This is a genomic window from Bradyrhizobium sp. Arg237L (genome assembly GCF_029990105.1).
Classification (GTDB): Bacteria; Pseudomonadota; Alphaproteobacteria; order Rhizobiales; family Xanthobacteraceae; genus Bradyrhizobium.
The window spans coordinates 1-15,174 of record NZ_JAQMIL010000014.1 but is presented as its reverse complement, the minus strand read 5'-3'; the positions used below and the strand labels follow the sequence as shown (position 1 = coordinate 15,174).

General features: G+C 64.7%; 15 protein-coding genes. 7 read left to right on the top strand and 8 right to left on the bottom strand.

All coding sequences use genetic code 11. The features are described 5' to 3' along the window. The first annotated feature begins 163 nt into the window (after positions 1–163). Positions 164–2,005, top strand: coding sequence for a single-stranded-DNA-specific exonuclease RecJ (gene recJ / locus OZ411_RS10940; RefSeq protein ID WP_282528014.1), 1,842 nt, complete (start codon positions 164–166; stop codon positions 2,003–2,005). 21 nt (positions 2,006–2,026) lie between these two features. Further along, positions 2,027–2,836: a glucose 1-dehydrogenase gene (locus tag OZ411_RS10935; RefSeq protein ID WP_282527939.1), complete on the top strand. Its 810-nt coding sequence runs from the start codon at positions 2,027–2,029 to the stop codon at positions 2,834–2,836. Between the two features lie 115 nt (positions 2,837–2,951). Here the strand turns inward: OZ411_RS10935 and OZ411_RS10930 are convergent, their stop codons facing one another. Then, a complete protein-coding gene (locus tag OZ411_RS10930) occupies positions 2,952–4,184 on the bottom strand; it encodes a lytic murein transglycosylase (RefSeq protein WP_282527938.1) in 1,233 nt (410 codons plus the stop codon). A gap of 56 nt (positions 4,185–4,240) precedes the next feature. Next, the gene (locus tag OZ411_RS10925; RefSeq protein ID WP_282527937.1) at positions 4,241–4,825 is read right to left on the bottom strand and encodes a MarR family transcriptional regulator; all 585 of its coding nucleotides are present in this window, start codon (positions 4,823–4,825) and stop codon (positions 4,241–4,243) included. Between the two features lie 50 nt (positions 4,826–4,875). Here OZ411_RS10925 and OZ411_RS10920 point away from each other — a divergent pair, with 50 nt between their 5' ends. Both OZ411_RS10920 and OZ411_RS10915 read left to right on the top strand, forming a co-directional pair. Continuing rightward, positions 4,876–5,358: a carboxymuconolactone decarboxylase family protein gene (locus OZ411_RS10920; RefSeq protein ID WP_282527936.1), complete on the top strand. Its 483-nt coding sequence runs from the start codon at positions 4,876–4,878 to the stop codon at positions 5,356–5,358. Between the two features lie 49 nt (positions 5,359–5,407). After that, positions 5,408–5,905 carry a cupin domain-containing protein gene (locus OZ411_RS10915; RefSeq protein ID WP_282527935.1) on the top strand — a complete coding sequence of 166 codons (498 nt, stop codon included), beginning with the start codon at positions 5,408–5,410 and terminating at the stop codon, positions 5,903–5,905. A gap of 40 nt (positions 5,906–5,945) precedes the next feature. Here OZ411_RS10915 and OZ411_RS10910 read toward each other — a convergent pair whose 3' ends face one another. From OZ411_RS10910 to efp, 3 genes are all read right to left on the bottom strand, one after another. After that, positions 5,946–6,392, bottom strand: coding sequence for a DUF805 domain-containing protein (locus OZ411_RS10910; protein WP_282527934.1), 447 nt, complete (start codon positions 6,390–6,392; stop codon positions 5,946–5,948). A gap of 95 nt (positions 6,393–6,487) precedes the next feature. Beyond that, entirely contained in the window at positions 6,488–8,071 is a 1,584-nt protein-coding gene (locus tag OZ411_RS10905) for a M23 family metallopeptidase (RefSeq protein WP_282527933.1), read from the bottom strand. A 40-nt stretch (positions 8,072–8,111) separates the two neighbouring features. Continuing rightward, complete coding sequence (efp, locus tag OZ411_RS10900; RefSeq protein WP_130578393.1) at positions 8,112–8,678, bottom strand: elongation factor P; 567 nt, start codon at positions 8,676–8,678, stop codon at positions 8,112–8,114. Between the two features lie 350 nt (positions 8,679–9,028). On the opposite strand from efp, the gene epmA reads away from it, so the two are divergent. The 3 genes from epmA to OZ411_RS10885 all read left to right on the top strand — a co-directional run bounded on the left by epmA (position 9,029) and on the right by OZ411_RS10885 (position 11,491). Beyond that, positions 9,029–10,081 carry an EF-P lysine aminoacylase EpmA gene (epmA, locus tag OZ411_RS10895; RefSeq protein WP_282527932.1) on the top strand — a complete coding sequence of 351 codons (1,053 nt, stop codon included), beginning with the start codon at positions 9,029–9,031 and terminating at the stop codon, positions 10,079–10,081. Continuing rightward, a complete protein-coding gene (locus OZ411_RS10890; RefSeq protein WP_282527931.1) occupies positions 10,078–11,169 on the top strand; it encodes a lysine-2,3-aminomutase-like protein in 1,092 nt (363 codons plus the stop codon). Before epmA ends, OZ411_RS10890 begins: the two co-directional genes overlap by 4 nt. Before the next feature lie 70 nt (positions 11,170–11,239). Beyond that, a complete protein-coding gene (locus OZ411_RS10885) occupies positions 11,240–11,491 on the top strand; it encodes a hypothetical protein (protein ID WP_282527930.1) in 252 nt (83 codons plus the stop codon). A gap of 45 nt (positions 11,492–11,536) precedes the next feature. Here OZ411_RS10885 and OZ411_RS10880 read toward each other — a convergent pair whose 3' ends face one another. The 3 genes from OZ411_RS10880 to OZ411_RS10870 form a co-directional block, all read right to left on the bottom strand. After that, positions 11,537–12,622 carry a 3-deoxy-7-phosphoheptulonate synthase gene (locus tag OZ411_RS10880; RefSeq protein ID WP_130578397.1) on the bottom strand — a complete coding sequence of 362 codons (1,086 nt, stop codon included), beginning with the start codon at positions 12,620–12,622 and terminating at the stop codon, positions 11,537–11,539. Between the two features lie 309 nt (positions 12,623–12,931). Next, on the bottom strand, positions 12,932–13,510 hold the full coding sequence (locus OZ411_RS10875; protein ID WP_282527929.1) for a DUF308 domain-containing protein: 579 nt from the start codon (positions 13,508–13,510) through the stop codon (positions 12,932–12,934). A 70-nt stretch (positions 13,511–13,580) separates the two neighbouring features. Next, positions 13,581–14,618, bottom strand: coding sequence for a PrsW family glutamic-type intramembrane protease (locus tag OZ411_RS10870; protein ID WP_130578399.1), 1,038 nt, complete (start codon positions 14,616–14,618; stop codon positions 13,581–13,583). Between the last annotated feature and the right edge of the window lie 556 nt (positions 14,619–15,174).

Genomic DNA, 15,174 nt, shown 5'->3' with positions numbered 1-15,174 from the left:
CCCGACAAAGGCGTCGACACCCCTGCAAGCCAATTCAGCAACGTCCGCCTCCTGCGAAAAGCGGGCAAAACCGCCTGGTAGCGCTTCGCGATCGCCCGCTCAGGGTCGAGGATGGCAGCACTGATTCGCTCTCATGCGAGCGCCACTCGTCGTCGGGATCGTTATGACGCTGCACACCGCCATCCTGCCTGTGGAGATGCCGCCGGCCTTTCTCGGCGTGGCGCGCTCGCTCACGGGCAAATTCTGGCGCGACCGTTTGGACGCGCGGGGAGCGGCGCGGGCGCTCGCGATCGCGCAGCGCCACCAACTGCCGGAAATGCTGGCGCGCGTGCTCGCGGGCCGCGACGTCGCGATCGATGACGTGCCGGATTTCCTCGATCCGACCATCCGCAAATTGATGCCGGATCCCTTCACCGTGACCGCGATGGAGGCGGCGGCAAGGCGGATCGCCGATGCGGCGGTGCGTAACGAAAAGGTCGCGATCTTCGGCGACTACGACGTCGACGGCGCAACCTCGGCGGCGCTGCTCACCTGGCACTTGCGGCATTGCGGGCTCGATCCGCTGATCCACATTCCCGACCGCCTGTTCGAGGGCTACGGCCCGAACACGGAGGCCGTGCGTGCGCTCGCCGCCAAGGGCGCGACGCTCCTCGTCACCGTCGATTGCGGCACCACGAGCCTGGAGCCGCTGGCGGAGGCGCGGCAGCTCGGCATGTCCGTGGTCGTCATCGATCACCATCAATGCGGCGAGGCGCTGCCCGAGGTCGACGCGCTGGTCAATCCGAACCGGCCCGACGATCTCTCCGGCCTTAGCCATCTCGCAGCCGTTGGTCTTGTGCTGGTGACGCTGGTTGCGGTGAACCGGGAATTGCGCCAGCGGGGCTTTTGGACGCCCGAATTGCCGGAGCCGGATCTGCTGGGCATGCTGCATCACGTCGCGCTCGGGACGGTGGCCGACGTCGCGCCGCTGATCGGGCTCAACCGCGCCCTCGTCGCCAAGGGGCTGATCGCGCTGCGCAGGCGCGACCATGTCGGGCATACCGCGCTGATGGATGTGGCCCGGCTCAACGGCCCGCCAGAGGCCTGGCATCTCGGCTTCATGCTGGGGCCGCGCATCAACGCGGGTGGGCGGATCGGGCGCGCCGATCTCGGCGTGCGGCTGCTCCTGGAAAGCGACCCCTCGGAGGCGGCGCGGATCGCGGCCGAGCTCGACCGCCTCAACAGCGAGCGGCGCGTCATCGAGCAGGCGGCTGAAGCGCAGGCCGAGGCGGAGGCGCTGGCCTCGCTCGGATTGGAGGACAAGGGCTCCGTCATCGTCACGGCCGCCGAGGGCTGGCATCCCGGCGTCGTCGGTCTCGTGGCCTCGCGCCTCAAAGAGAAATTCGGCAGGCCAGCCTTTGCCATTGCGCTTGAGCCTGGCGGCATCGGCACCGGCTCGGGCCGCTCGATCGGCGGCGTCGATCTCGGCAAGGCGGTGCGGCAGGCGGTGGCGGACGGCCTGCTGCTCAAGGGCGGCGGCCATGCGATGGCGGCGGGCATAACGCTGCGAAAGGAGAAGCTCGCCGAGTTCCGCGCCTATCTGGAAAGCGTGCTCGCGGCCGACGTCGCCAATTCGCGCCACGAGAACGAATTGTTCATCGACGGCGCGGTGAGCGCGCGCGCCGTAACGGTGGAATTTGCTGCGATGCTGAACCGCGCCGGCCCGTTCGGCGCCGGCAATCCGGAGCCGGTGATCGCGCTGCCGGCGCACCAGCTCGTCTATGCCGATGAAGTCGGGCAGGCGCATCTGCGGCTGCGCTTCAAATCCGGCGACGGCGCGATCGTGAACGGCATGGCTTTCCGTTCCGTCGGCCAAAAGCTCGGCAATGCGCTGATCCAGAATCGCGGCCAGCCGCTCCATGTCGCAGGCTCCCTTGCGATCGACCGTTGGCAAGGCACCGAACGTGTGCAATTGCGTGTGCTCGACGTCGCGGTCCCCGATCAGGGGCCTTCGGTGATCAGATAAGAAAACAGTCGGGGAGAGCACATGGCGGGACAGGTGGAAGGCAAGGTGGCGCTGGTCACCGGCGCGGCCTCGGGTATTGGCGCGGCGGTCGCGGAATTGCTGGCTCAGGAGGGGGCCACGGTCGTGGCGACCGATATCGACGAGCTCAGGGGACCGGAGCTCGTTGCCGGCATCAGCAAGGCCCGCGGCAAAGCGGTGTTTCTGCAACAGGACGTGACCAGCGAGGCACGCTGGGTGGAGATCATCTCGGAGATCGAGAAACGGTTCGGCCGGCTCGATGTGCTGGTCTCCAATGCCGGCATCGGCATCTCCGTGCCGTCGATCACCGACATGACGCTCGCCGACTGGCGCCGGCAGACCGCGATTAATCTCGACGGTGTTTTCCTCTCGGTGAAATATTCTCTGCCGCTGATGCGGAAGAGCGGCGGCGGATCCGTCATCATGATGTCCTCGCTTGCGGGCCTGCGCGGCGCGGCGGGCCTTGCCGGATACTCCGCGACCAAAGGCGGCGTGCGGCTGCTTGCGAAGTCTGTCGCGATGGAATGCGCCGCCATAGGTGACGGCATCCGCGTCAATTCGGTGCATCCCGGCATCATCGACACCCCGATCTGGGGCAAGATCCCGACGGAGGCGACGGGAAACCGCGCCAACGCGCCGATCGATCCGGAAGAGCGCGCGAAGCTCGCAACTCCGCTCGGCCGCGCCGGCCAGGCGGCGGAGATCGCCAGCGGCGTGCTGTATCTGGCCTCGGATGCGTCGCGCTACGTGACGGGAACTGAGCTCGTCATCGACGGCGGGATGAATGCAGGTGCCGTCGCACGCAGGGCGTGACAGCAGTCAATCCCTCTCGTCATTCCGGGATGCGCCGAAGGCGTAGGCCCGGAATCCATTGGGCAGCGGGAGAAATGGATTCCGGGCTCGATGCTTTGCATCGCCCCGACACACGCTACGGACCCTGCCGCAACCGCGCCAGTACCTTCAGTCCGCCGTAACCGTCGGCGGGCAACAGGGCCATCTTGGTCTGATATTCCCGGATCGCCTTCATGGTGTCGTTGCCGACGCGGCCGTCGGTGCCGCCGGTGTCGAAGCCGGCGTTGGTGAGCCGCGTCTGCATTTCCTGCACCTCGGCAAGCGTCAACGCGCGCTCGGAGCCGGGGAAGGGATGGATGAAGGGCGGCGCGCCGAGAATGCGGTCGCCTAGATGGCAGATCGCCAGCGCGTAGTTCATCGAGGGGTTGTAGCTCCGCACGGCATAGAAATTCGGACCCAGCAGGAAGGCGGGGCCGCCCGCGACCGGAATCCAGAGTTGCGCCGATGCATTCGGCTGCGGGAACGGCTGGCCGTCGGCGCGGGTCACGCCGGCGCTGGCCCACGCCGCGTAGGTGCGGCTGCCGCTCATGCTGCCATTGGCGCGTACTTCATAGCCCCAATGTTGGCCGCGGTGATATTTGCCGCGGTTGACGAGGTATTTCGCGGTTGATCCGAGTGCATCGTCCGGCCGGCCGAATGGCGAGACCTTGCCATCGCCGTCATAGTCGAAGCCGACATTGAGCCACACTTCCGGCATCCATTGCGAATGCCCCATGGCGCCGGCCCAGGAGCCGCGCATCTCCTCCGGTGTGCTCCAGCCGCGATCGACGATCCTGAGCGCGTTGATCAACTCGGTCTCCCAATAGGCCTTGCGACGCGGCTCGTTCCAGGCGAGCGCGGCAAGTGCAGGGAATACCGGCTTCATGTGGTTCTGCTGCACCAGCGGATCGCCGTAAGCGGATTCAACGCCCCACAACGCCAGCAGCGTGCCGCGCTCGACGCCAAAATCCTTCTCGATCCGCGCGAACAGCGCCTCGTTCTTCTTGAGCGCCTCGCGCCCATTGATGATGCGCCAGTCGGAGACGCGACGGTTGATGTACTGCCAGATCTGCTCGTTGAATTCCGGCTGCTTCTGCATCTGCCGGAACACGCTCATGTCGGGCTCGATGCGGCCCATCACGCGCGTCCAGGTGGCCGCCGAGATTCCCTTGGCGAGCGCGCGGGCGCGAAAATTGTCGCGCCATTGGTCGAAGCCGGGTGGTGCTGCGGCAAGCGCTGAGAACGGGCCAGCCAGCAGGGTGCCAGCCGCGATGCTGCCTTGCAGGAAAGCCCGGCGGGCAGGGGATTTCAAAGAATCAATCTGCTTCATGCTGCCAATCTAGCGACGCCATCAAAGTACACAAAAAGTCACATCGCCGCGGGAACCTAGCTATCCTGCAGCTCTGTGGCGATTTTGGACAGCCAGCGCCGCACGATCAGTTCCGCCTTGGGGGGCAGCCCTTTAGCCAGCCGCCGGTCCACGGCATGGGCGTGACGCCGGCATTTTTCCAGGAGTGCTGTTCCGCGCCTGGTCAGCGTCCACTGCAGGACGCGGCCGTGAACCGGGTGCGGTGTCTTCCGGATCGCGCCGTCGCGCTCGAGATTGCGAATGATGACGCCGACGGTCTGCGGCGTCAGCAGCGCCACCCGCGCCAGATCGGCGCCGGACAGCCCGGGATAGGCCCGCAGCATCGTCAGCACGACGAATTGCGGCGGGGTGACGCCGAGCTTTCCCAGCGCGCGTTCCATTGTCAGCCGGGTCGCGGCCTGGGCCTGCCGCAGGAGATAAGCGAGGTAGCCTTGCTCGCCGCGTTTGCCCTGGCCGGGCGGCGGCGGACGGGGCGTCGCGACCGTTAGATTTTCCGCCGCGTGCGTTTTCCTATTCCGAGCGGGATTTTTCGATTTTCCGCCTTTTGACGTCTTGCGAACCGTGACCGATTTCTTGCCGGTGAACCGAGCCTTGCGCGACATATCAGTGCTCTTATACTGTATCAGTATACTGATAACATGAGGCGAAACCGATGTCACACGCGAGAGCCGAATACGCTGACTTTCAGAAACTCGCACCCGAAGTCTACGAGGCCGTGCGGGCGCTGGGCCAGATGGCGGCCAAGGCCGGGCTCGACAAACAGTTGCTTGAACTGGTCAAGCTGCGCGCCTCGCAGATCAACGGCTGCGCCTTTTGTGTGCAGTTTCATGTCCTGCAGGCAGAGAGCCTCGGCATATCCGCCGACAAGCTCAATCTCGTCGTGGTCTGGCGCGAGGCTCCGCAATTCTCAAGCCGCGAGCGCGCCGCGCTGGCCTGGACCGAAGCGCTGACGACGCTGGGCGACGGCGTGAGCGACGAGGTTTATGCTGAGGCGCGCGCGGAATTCTCCGAGCAGGAACTGAACTATCTCACCTCGGCGATCGCAGCGATCAACGTCTGGAACAGGTATGGCATCGCCTATCGCTGGACGCCGCCGGCACGGAAGCCGCCCGCAGTCGGCGCAGCCGCGTCGTGAATCCGGAAGGCAAAGGGGGCGAATAACGTCTTTCTCCAAGGAGAACAACATGGCATCGATGCTGGCGACAACTCCTTTCGCACCGACGCGGCCGATCTCGCTCGCGGTCATTGCCGGTCTTGCCTGTGCCCTGGTCACCGCAAAGACATTGCCGGCGATGATGGACACGTTATCCGGCGCCATCGCGCCGCTTTGCGCGAATGCCGCCGAGGGATCGCCGCTCGACAAGGTCGAGCCGATCGGCTCGTACGCTCTGCCAAACGTGCCGGGCAAACGTGTAACCATCGTGCGCGTGTTCTACGGCCCCGGAGGTTTCACGCGCGCGCATCGGCATGCTGGCTCGGTGACGGCCTACATCACCAAGGGCGAAATCCGCTCGCAGCTCGGCGGCGGACCGCTTGAGACGTTCAAGGTCGGCCAGTCCTTCTTCGAGCCGCCGGGCTCGACGCACTTGGTCTCAGCCAATGCGAGCAATACGGAGCCCGCGGAATTGATTGCTGTGTTCGTGGCCGACGAGGGCGCGCAGCTCACGACGTTTCTCGAGTAGTGCGGTTCGGCGGGTCTGTAAACGCGTCGCGGCGGCCGCGCTAGATTCCGGCGCGCGCCAGTGGATCGCGGCCGAACCGATTGTCTCCGTATCCTCCGGGAAAGAAGCTCAGAAAGGCAACGATCAGCAGATATGGAATAGACACGCTGATGTTGATCGCGCTGGCAACAAGTGGAATGGCGAGAAGGGTCAGCAGCCACCATCCGGAGACATTCAGATCGTGCAACCGTTTCGCCAATATGGCGATGAGCGGCCACAGAACGATCAGCAGCGCCAGCCGGACCGAGCCGTCATACGGCGGATTGACGTCGGGTGAGACGTAATACCGGACCGGCGGAATGGTGAGGTTACGCCAGCTACGGACCAGCAGAATGTAGACCAAGACAATCCCGAGAAAGCCGAGTCGGAATTCCTGCCGGCTGATCCGGCCGTTCGGCGACAGAAAATACCAGGCGAAGGTCGAGAACATGCGCGATCGTGGTTTCACTTGAGTTTGCTGCCCACCATACATTGCAGGCACTTAACGATCGCGGAATCGACTTCGGAGATTTAGCTCCTTTCCGTCAATCGCCTGGTCGGCTATCAGTTGCCGCCACCTTCCTGCGGATCGAGACGTTGGATCACGTCTTCCGGCTGCGCGTGCGCCACCGCGGCTGCCGCGGGCGGTTCGGGGCCGATCTCGCGGCCGCGGCCGCGGATCAGGCGTTCGTAGGCTGAGACCAGCGTGGTGTAGGGATTGACCCAGAGCCAGCCGTCGCGCGTGAACACCTGCACGTCGAAATGCAGGTGGCGCGTGGTGCCGTTGGGATGATCGAGATAATTCGAGACCACGCCGATCTTTTCGCCCTCCGTGACGCGGCGTCCGTTGAGAAGGCTGTCCGCATCCATCGCCGACGGGTTCATATGCATATATCGGAAGCGAATATGCTCGGTCTGGGTGTTGACCTGCAGCGTCGCCCCCTGTTGGCCCCGTGAACGGATCACGACGCCATCGCGCACGGCAACGATCGCTTGCCGCTTGGGATCGCAGGGCTCCCCGCTTTCGTTGTTGGGCGGGCAGGCGCCCGGGCGGATATCCTGCCCCTGGTGGCCAAAGCCGTTGGCGCACTGGCTGACTTCGAAGCTGCGCGCCTCGCAAAAACTGTCCTGCCAGGGATATTGGTCGGCGCGCCTGCCGAACGATTGCGAATGGACGAAGGCCGGCGCCTTCGCCAAAGGAAAGCGGATCTGCGAATACGCGGTCAGATCGGTGCGGCCACCCTGCTTGTGGTAACCGCTGTTGGCGACGATGTCGCCGCTCGGCCGATAGGTGAACTCGGGTGAAACGGCTGCCGGCCGCTCGGCGCTCACGGAGGCGATGTCCCGCCGCAGCCGCGAGGGTTGGCCGCCGGCGACGCGTAGCGCCTTCAGGAAACGCTCGGCGACCGGATAGGCTTCGCGGCAGGCCAGTCGCCGCAGCCGCGGCGTGCTATCGAGGCAGTGGATCGAGACCACATAGGGCACGCCGAAGCGGGTGAAGGCGTAGCGCAGATAGCCTTCGCGGATGATGCGTCGGATATCAGGGTATTGCGCCGAAAGCGATTTGACCGGTTCGGCTCTGCCGCCGAGCCGATCGTTGAGATCATAGAGGAGCAGAGAGCCGGTGATATGCACCTCGACCGGTCTTGCGAAAGTCCGCTCCGGCATCCCGTTGCCTGCTCCCGGCTCGAGTGCGAACATCGCATCATAACCGGCGGCTCCTGCATGGAAGAGATCGGCCGGACGGAAGTCCGCCTGATAGCGCGACACCGACAAGCTCTCCGGCGTGCCGCTCTGCCGCGCTTCGAGATAGCTTGCGGTGTCGAACGGCAGGAGCACCGGGATCGGGCTGCGGCCGATGCCGGGGAATAGCTGCGAGGTGATCGCGTTCAATTGCACCAGCGCGGGCCGTGAGCGCGGATCGTACGAAGGCACGCGGCGCTGGCTCGCAAAGGTGAAGTTTGCGGCGATCGAAGGCTGGGTATTGATCTCGGCGCGGAGCTGATCGAGCACCGCGCGCCATTCGACGCGCACGGCCGAGATCGAAGGGGTACGGAATTCGTCGGCAGAAGCGGCGAAGGGGCTGGCGAGGAGCGACGCGAAAGCTGCCAGCCAAGGTGCGACGAAGCGGACAGCTTTCACTTTCAACGCGTCGTCCCCCGGCGCGGTACCCCCTTAGCTCGATCGGCTAATCCTTCGCGCGTTCGACATAGGAGCCGTCTTCGGTCATCACCACGATACGCGTGCCGGTCGAGATATGCGGCGGCACAGCCGTGCGGATTCCGTTCGAGAGCATTGCGGGCTTGTAGGAGGACGAGGCGGTCTGGCCCTTCGTCACCGGCTCGGTCTCGACGACCTCGAGGGTGGCGCGCTGCGGCAATTGGATCGCGACCGGATTGCCATCATGCATCGAGAGCTTCACGGTCATGTTTTCCTGCAGATACGGCGCGGACGACCCGACGATGTCCTTTGGAACCTGGACCTGGTCGTAGGTCTCGCCATTCATGAAGTGGAAGCCGTCGGCGTCCTCATAGAGGTAATTGAAGTTGCGATCCTCAACCGTTGCCTTCTCGACCTGGTCGGTGGTCTTGTAGCGTTCGGACACCTTCACGCCGTCGCCGATGCGACGCATTTCGATCTGGCTGACCGGGGTTCCCTTGCCGGGATGGATGTTTTCGGCGGAAAGGACAACGTAAAGCTTGCCATCCTGCTCGATGATGTTGCCCTTGCGGATGGAACTGGCGATGACTCTCAAAGTGGTTTTCCTGAATGGTTCGGCCGCCGGCTCGGCTGATGCGCTCGGCGGCCTGGCGGCAGTTTCGGGCTGCAACATACTGATTTGCCCCCGAGATGCCAGCCTTTTGCGGCCGGTTTCGGCAGGTTGCTGACAGGTGTGGCGTCCTCTGGCGGCTGTCAACCGCGCGAACGGCGGGCCGGAACGTGGTCCAGCCCCGCCATGTGGACAACGCATTCGCCGTCGGGCATCAAGGGGGCGCCGCTTGTCGATGGAAATCTAGTGATTTCAATGGTCTTTATCGATTTTCTCAACCTGTTGATGGATAACCCGACGCATCGCGTGAAGCGTCCTTTAGCGGGAGCGCAGCCATGAGTGGCGTCGACCGTCCGTCGCCCTGGTGGAATCCAGCTCGGCACGCCGACAGAAAGCCGTTTCTCGAGGCGCGCAGCGCCGTGACCAAGGCGGTGCGGGCCTGGTTCGAGGGGCGAGGATTTTCGGAGGTCGAGACCGGCATCCTGCAGGTTTCGCCCGGCAATGAGACCCATCTGCATGCGCCGCGCATGGAGTTGACCCGGGCCGATGGAAACCGGGTGCCGCGCTACTTGCGGACATCACCCGAGTTCGCCTGCAAGAAGCTGCTCGCCGCAGGCGAAACCAAGATCTTCGAGTTCGCGCGCGTGTTCCGCGACCGCGAACGCGGTGACCTCCATTTGCCCGAGTTCACCATGCTGGAATGGTACCGCGCCAATGATGACATCGACGCCGTGATAGCCGATACCCTCCTTGTTATCGCTGAGGCCGCACATGCGACCGGCATCGGGCGCTTCTCGTTCCGCGGCAAGACCGCAGAGGTCGGTGGGGTGCCTGAACTGCTGACGGTTGCGTCCGCCTTTGAGCGCTTTGCCGGCATCGATCTTCTGGCCACCATCGTTGACGGCGAGGGTGACCGTGGGGCGCTTGCGGATGCAGCCCAGGAACGGATACGGATCGCCGAGGATGACACCTGGTCGGATATTTTCAGCAAGGTTCTGGTCGAGCACGTCGAGCCGCATCTCGGGCGGGGGCGCCTGACTGTGCTGTCCGACTATCCGATCCCGGAAGCGGCGCTGGCGCGCGCGAAACCGTCCGACCCGCGCGTGGCCGAGCGCTTCGAGGTCTATGCCTGCGGCGTCGAGCTCGCCAACGGATTCGGCGAATTGACCGATGCCGCCGAGCAGCGCCGACGTTTCGCCGGGGCCATGGACGAGAAGGAGCGCCGCTATGGCGAGCGTTACCCGCTGGATGAGGATTTTCTCGCCGCCGTCGGCGAGATGCCCGAGGCGAGCGGCGTGGCGCTCGGCTTCGACCGGCTGGTGATGCTGGCAAGCGGCGCGCTGCGGATCGACCAGGTGGTGTGGACGCCGCCGGCAGGAGAGACATGAACCGGATCGACCGAAAGCTGACCGCAACGTTGCGCCAGCCCGCCGAACTGATCGAGCGCGGCCTTGCGCCAGAGGCAGCACTTGCCGATCTCGAACAGGTCGCCGCGCGCTATGCGATCGCGGTGACGCCTGATATTGCGGCGCTGATCGAGCCGGACGATCCCAACGATCCGATCGCGCGGCAGTTCATTCCCGCCGCGGACGAACTCGTGACGCAAGTGAGCGAGAACGCTGATCCGATCGGCGACGATGCGCATTCGCCTGTTCCCGGCATCGTGCACCGCTATCCGGACCGGGTGCTGTTCAAGCTCGTCCATGTCTGCGCGGTCTATTGCCGGTTCTGCTTCCGCCGCGAGATGGTCGGGCCGGGCAAGGCGAGCGCGTTGTCGGAGGATGCCTATCGCGACGCGCTTTCCTATATCCGCTCGCGCCCGGAGATATGGGAGGTGATCCTGACCGGCGGCGATCCATTGATGCTGTCGCCGCGGCGGCTCGCCGAGATCATGGCCGATATCGCTGCCATCGATCACGTCAAGATCATTCGCCTGCACACGCGCGTGCCGGTGGCCGATCCGGCCCGCGTCAGTCCGGAGATGGTCCGCGCGCTGCGTGTGGAGGGCGCCACGACCTGGGTTGCGATCCACGCCAATCATCCGCGCGAACTGACGCCCGAAGCGCGCGCCGCCTGCGCGCGGCTGGCGGATGCCGGCATTCCCCTGGTGAGCCAGACCGTGCTGCTCAAGGGCGTCAACGATGAGGCCGCCACATTGGAAGGCCTGATGCGGGCGTTCGTCGAATGCCGGATCAAGCCCTATTACCTGCATCACGGCGATCTCGCGCCCGGCACCGCGCATCTGCGCACGACCATCGAAGAGGGGCAGGAACTGATGCGATCGTTGCGGGGCCGCGTCTCGGGCCTGTGCCAGCCCGATTACGTGCTCGACATTCCCGGCGGCCATGGCAAGGCGCCGATCGGGCCGCGCTATTTGACGCAGGACAATCCCCCACAACGTGAAGGAGTTAATGAAACACGCTACCGTGTGGTGGATTATTGCGGTGACGTGCATCTCTATCCACCTAAGGTGTGATCGCAGGCGCACGAATGTCGACGTTCCCGAATGGGCGCGATAGAGTATGTCGAGAGGCAGGAGAATCAGGATGCGGAAAACAATCTTGTCGATGGCACTTGTGACCCTGATCGGTGCGCCTGCCTTTGCGCAGGGCGGAACCACGACAGTGCCGAAAAGCAGTCCCGACGTGAAGTCGATTCCGGAGGCGCCGATCGGCCACCGTCAGCCGCGCCGCGGCGAAGTGCCGACCGAAGGCAATATCAGCGACCCGAACAATCCGGTGAACAAGGAAGACGCCGCCCTTGATCGCAAGATCAAGAGCATCTGCAGGGGTTGCTGAGGCGACCGCCGGGCGCTGCGACGCCCAGCGGCTCGGAGCAGGCGTCTAGGCCAGCCGTTCCCGGACATCGCGGCGCTCTGCCTTGCGGCGTGCCTCGACCGCATCGGCGAGCACGTTGAGCGAGGAGACCGTCGTCTCCCAATCGATGCAGCCATCGGTGATGCTCTGCCCGTAGGTGAGCGCGACCCCCGGCACAACGTCCTGCCGCCCGGCGACCAGGTTGCTCTCGATCATCGCGCCCATGATGCGCATCTCGCCGCCGGAAACCTGGCCGGCGATGTCGGCGACGACCAGCGGCTGGTTCTCCGGCTTCTTGTTGCTGTTGGCGTGGCTGGCGTCGATCATCATACGGTGGTTGACGCCTGAGCGCGCCAGCTCTGCCGCGGCGGCATCGACGCTTGCCGCATCATAGTTCGGCGCGCGGCCGCCGCGCAGGATGATGTGGCAGTCCTCGTTGCCGCTGGTCGCCGCGATCGCCGAGCGCCCGCCCTTCGTGACCGCCATGAAATGGTGCGGGTAGGAGGCCGACTTCACGGCGTCGGCGGCGATACGCACATCGCCGTCGGTACCGTTCTTGAAGCCGACGGGGCAGGACAGCCCGGAGGCAAGCTCACGGTGGATCTGGCTCTCCGTGGTGCGCGCGCCGATCGCGGCCCAGCTCACGAGATCGGCGATGTATTGCGGCGTCGTCATATCAAGGAATTCGCTGCCGGCGGGCAGGCCGAGATTGTTGACGGCGGAGAGCACGCTGCGGGCAAGCCGCAGGCCCTTGTTGATGTCGAAACTGCCCTCGAGGTTGGGATCGTTGATCAGCCCCTTCCATCCGACGATGGTGCGCGGCTTCTCGAAATAGACCCGCATCACGATCTCGAGCCGGTCAGAGAGCTGCTCGCGCAAGGTGGCGAGGCGCTCGGCGTAATCGATGGCCGCTTCGGGATCGTGGACGGAGCAGGGGCCGACGACGACCAGGAGGCGGTCGTCCTTGCCGTTCAGGATGGCGTGGATGGCGTTGCGCGCCGCCATCACCACCCGCGTCGCCGTCAAGGTGCGCGGGACCTCGCGCATCACCTCTTCGGGCGTACTCAGCTCTTTCAGTTCTCTAATGCGAAGATCGTCAGTGGTACTCAACACGGCGGGCTCCTTTGATTTTTGAACCTGCCGGCCAACAAAAAAGCCGCCAGGTCTGGCGGCTGTTCGGACGTCTTGCTGCAATTTCACTAAATTGAGCGCGATCCTCCCGCCGCCAGCGAGCTGTCGTAGCTAAAGTACCAAGAATAGCTGGTGGCGGCGTTGATCATGGCTGGTCTATAGCGGATGGATCCTGCCTTGTCACCTCCAAAGATTCGGTTCTGATTCAATCAGAACCGAATCTTTAGTTTCTTGTTTTGACGCGTTTTCTTCACGCGAACCGGTATCCACTTCGCTCGAAAACGCTCTAAATCACGGGTCGATGCTGTGGGCGGCGAGCGCCATGCCGATCAGGCTGGCCCCGCCGAACAACAGATTGAGGCCAACCAGGAGCCCAAGCGCCCATTCCGCCGAGCCGGGCAGTCCGGCGACGATGATGAAGGCGATCAGGATGTCCATCAGTCCCGCGATCAAGAGCCACGACCAGCGCCCGGTCAATTCGCGCCGGTGCTCCAGCGCATACATGATGGTGGCGACGCCTTCGGCAACGAAATAGGCCCCGACCACGATGGTCAGCGTCAGCACGCCCTGCATCGGCCGCGCCAGCAGGATCAGGCCGGCGAGCACGGCGAGCGCCGCCGAGATCAGCGACCACCAGAAGCCCGGCATCTCGCGCGCCCAGTAAGTGACGATCAATCCGCCGATGCCTGAGATCAGGAACAACCAGCCGAGGAAGATGGTCACGGCGAGGCTCGCGAAGGCCGGGACGATCAACGCGGCGAGGCCAAGAACCGCGAGCAGGATGCCTTCGAACAGGAAGGCCTTCCAATGCGCCTTCACCGAGGCATTCACTTCGGACTGCAATTTGTCGAGGTTGTCTGGAAGGGTCATCGCGGCGCTCCCGGCAGATGCGTAATTGCACGAGCGATCCTAGAGCAGTTCCGGTTCCGATTATATCAGATTAGCCCGGCCCCGGCGCCGACGAAAAGCCCTCCGATGTCGTGCGAATTCGATTTCGCCCGAAGATGTAGATCGCAGTGGTCGCGATCAGCAGCGCTATGCCGATCACGATGGAGATCGCGGCGAGCGAGACCAGGATCGCTGCCGGATTGTGCTCGGGATTGATCAGCCAGCGACGGATCGACGCCAGCACGAAGGCCAGCCCCAGAAAGCCGGCACCGCTGCCGAGGACGAGCACGGCCCACATCCGCCGCAACTGGCTCAGCCGTTCACGCGCAAGCGCGGTGCGCGGGGCATGATGGCGGCCGACCCGGTAGATCAGGCGGATGGCGAAGCCGATCGAGCTGAACCCGATCAGGACGCTTGCCGAGCCAAGGATCATCCGGAGCGTGGAGCCGAGATCGCCGCCCCGCTGCAGGGTCAGGAGCGGGAAGTCGAACGCGGCATGCAGCAGGACCGGGGCGACCAGCACCATGGCCCAGCTCGAAAACCGTGCCCAGGCGCGGTTCTTGCGGTGTGCGCCGAGCGCGGTGCCGGAGCGCGCGATCGCGACATAGGCGCCCGCGATGATGCCGAGCGCGCCGTGAAACGGCACCGTGAGCACGCTGCGCAGCACGGCGAGCGCGCGCCACATCTCGGCGTGCTGGACCAGGTAGGCGAGGTTCTCGTAGGCGGCGAAACCGAGCCCTACGGCGGCGCCGTAGACCACCGGGTCCATCGGATCGGCGGAGGCGCGGCGCCGCGACGACACGGCGATGATCACTGCGATCTTGACGATCTCCTCAGGGAGAGCGACGCCGAACAGCGAGCGCACCACCAGCGTCATCCAGGGGTTTTCCGGTATCGCCAGCAATGCGTTGAACGGAGCCCGCACCAGCCCGAGGAGCGAGATGCTGGCCGCGCCGAGCACGAAAGCGAGCCAGACCTGCGCCGGCGGGCCCGGGCGCTCGTCGGCGGCGATGACGAGCCAGAGCATCAGAAGCGCCGGCGCAATGGCGGCGGCGCCGATGACGGTTGGGAGAGACTCGAGCAATAGCATCTGCGGGTAATCAAAACCGGGTACGACTAACGAAAATGGCCACAAAGCCGGCGCTTGGCAAGGCAACGTAACCGCTTTGCGATGGGTTCGGCGCGCCACATTCACGGCTTTTTGTCGCATTGCACGGTCGGTCATTCCCGGTGTCCCGGCCCCGAGCCGGGATCCTGCAGTCCGTAGCCCGTAGGATGGGCAAAGCGCAGCGTGCCCACCAATCAAGCACTCCGCTCGCGATGGTGGGCATGCTTCCGCTGGAGTCCGTTTAAGCGACCGTGCGTGAAGTCGCTTTGCCCACCCTACGAGTCCCTCGCGCCTTGCACCGCTGTCGTCGTCCGCGAAGGCGGACGATCCAGTATTCCAGAGGCGGCGGTGCTTGAGCCGAGAGGCTGCCGGATACTGGATGCCCCGCCTTCGCGGGGCATGACGGTGGAGTATGGTGAGGGGATGTGAGTCCGCATTCTCGCGGCGCGTTGCGCCCGAGGTTTGCGTCACTTTCCACCCTCCTCGAGATCAGAGGGCGCAGGGAAAGCCGGGTGCCGGTTGCACCCATGGGTCCCGT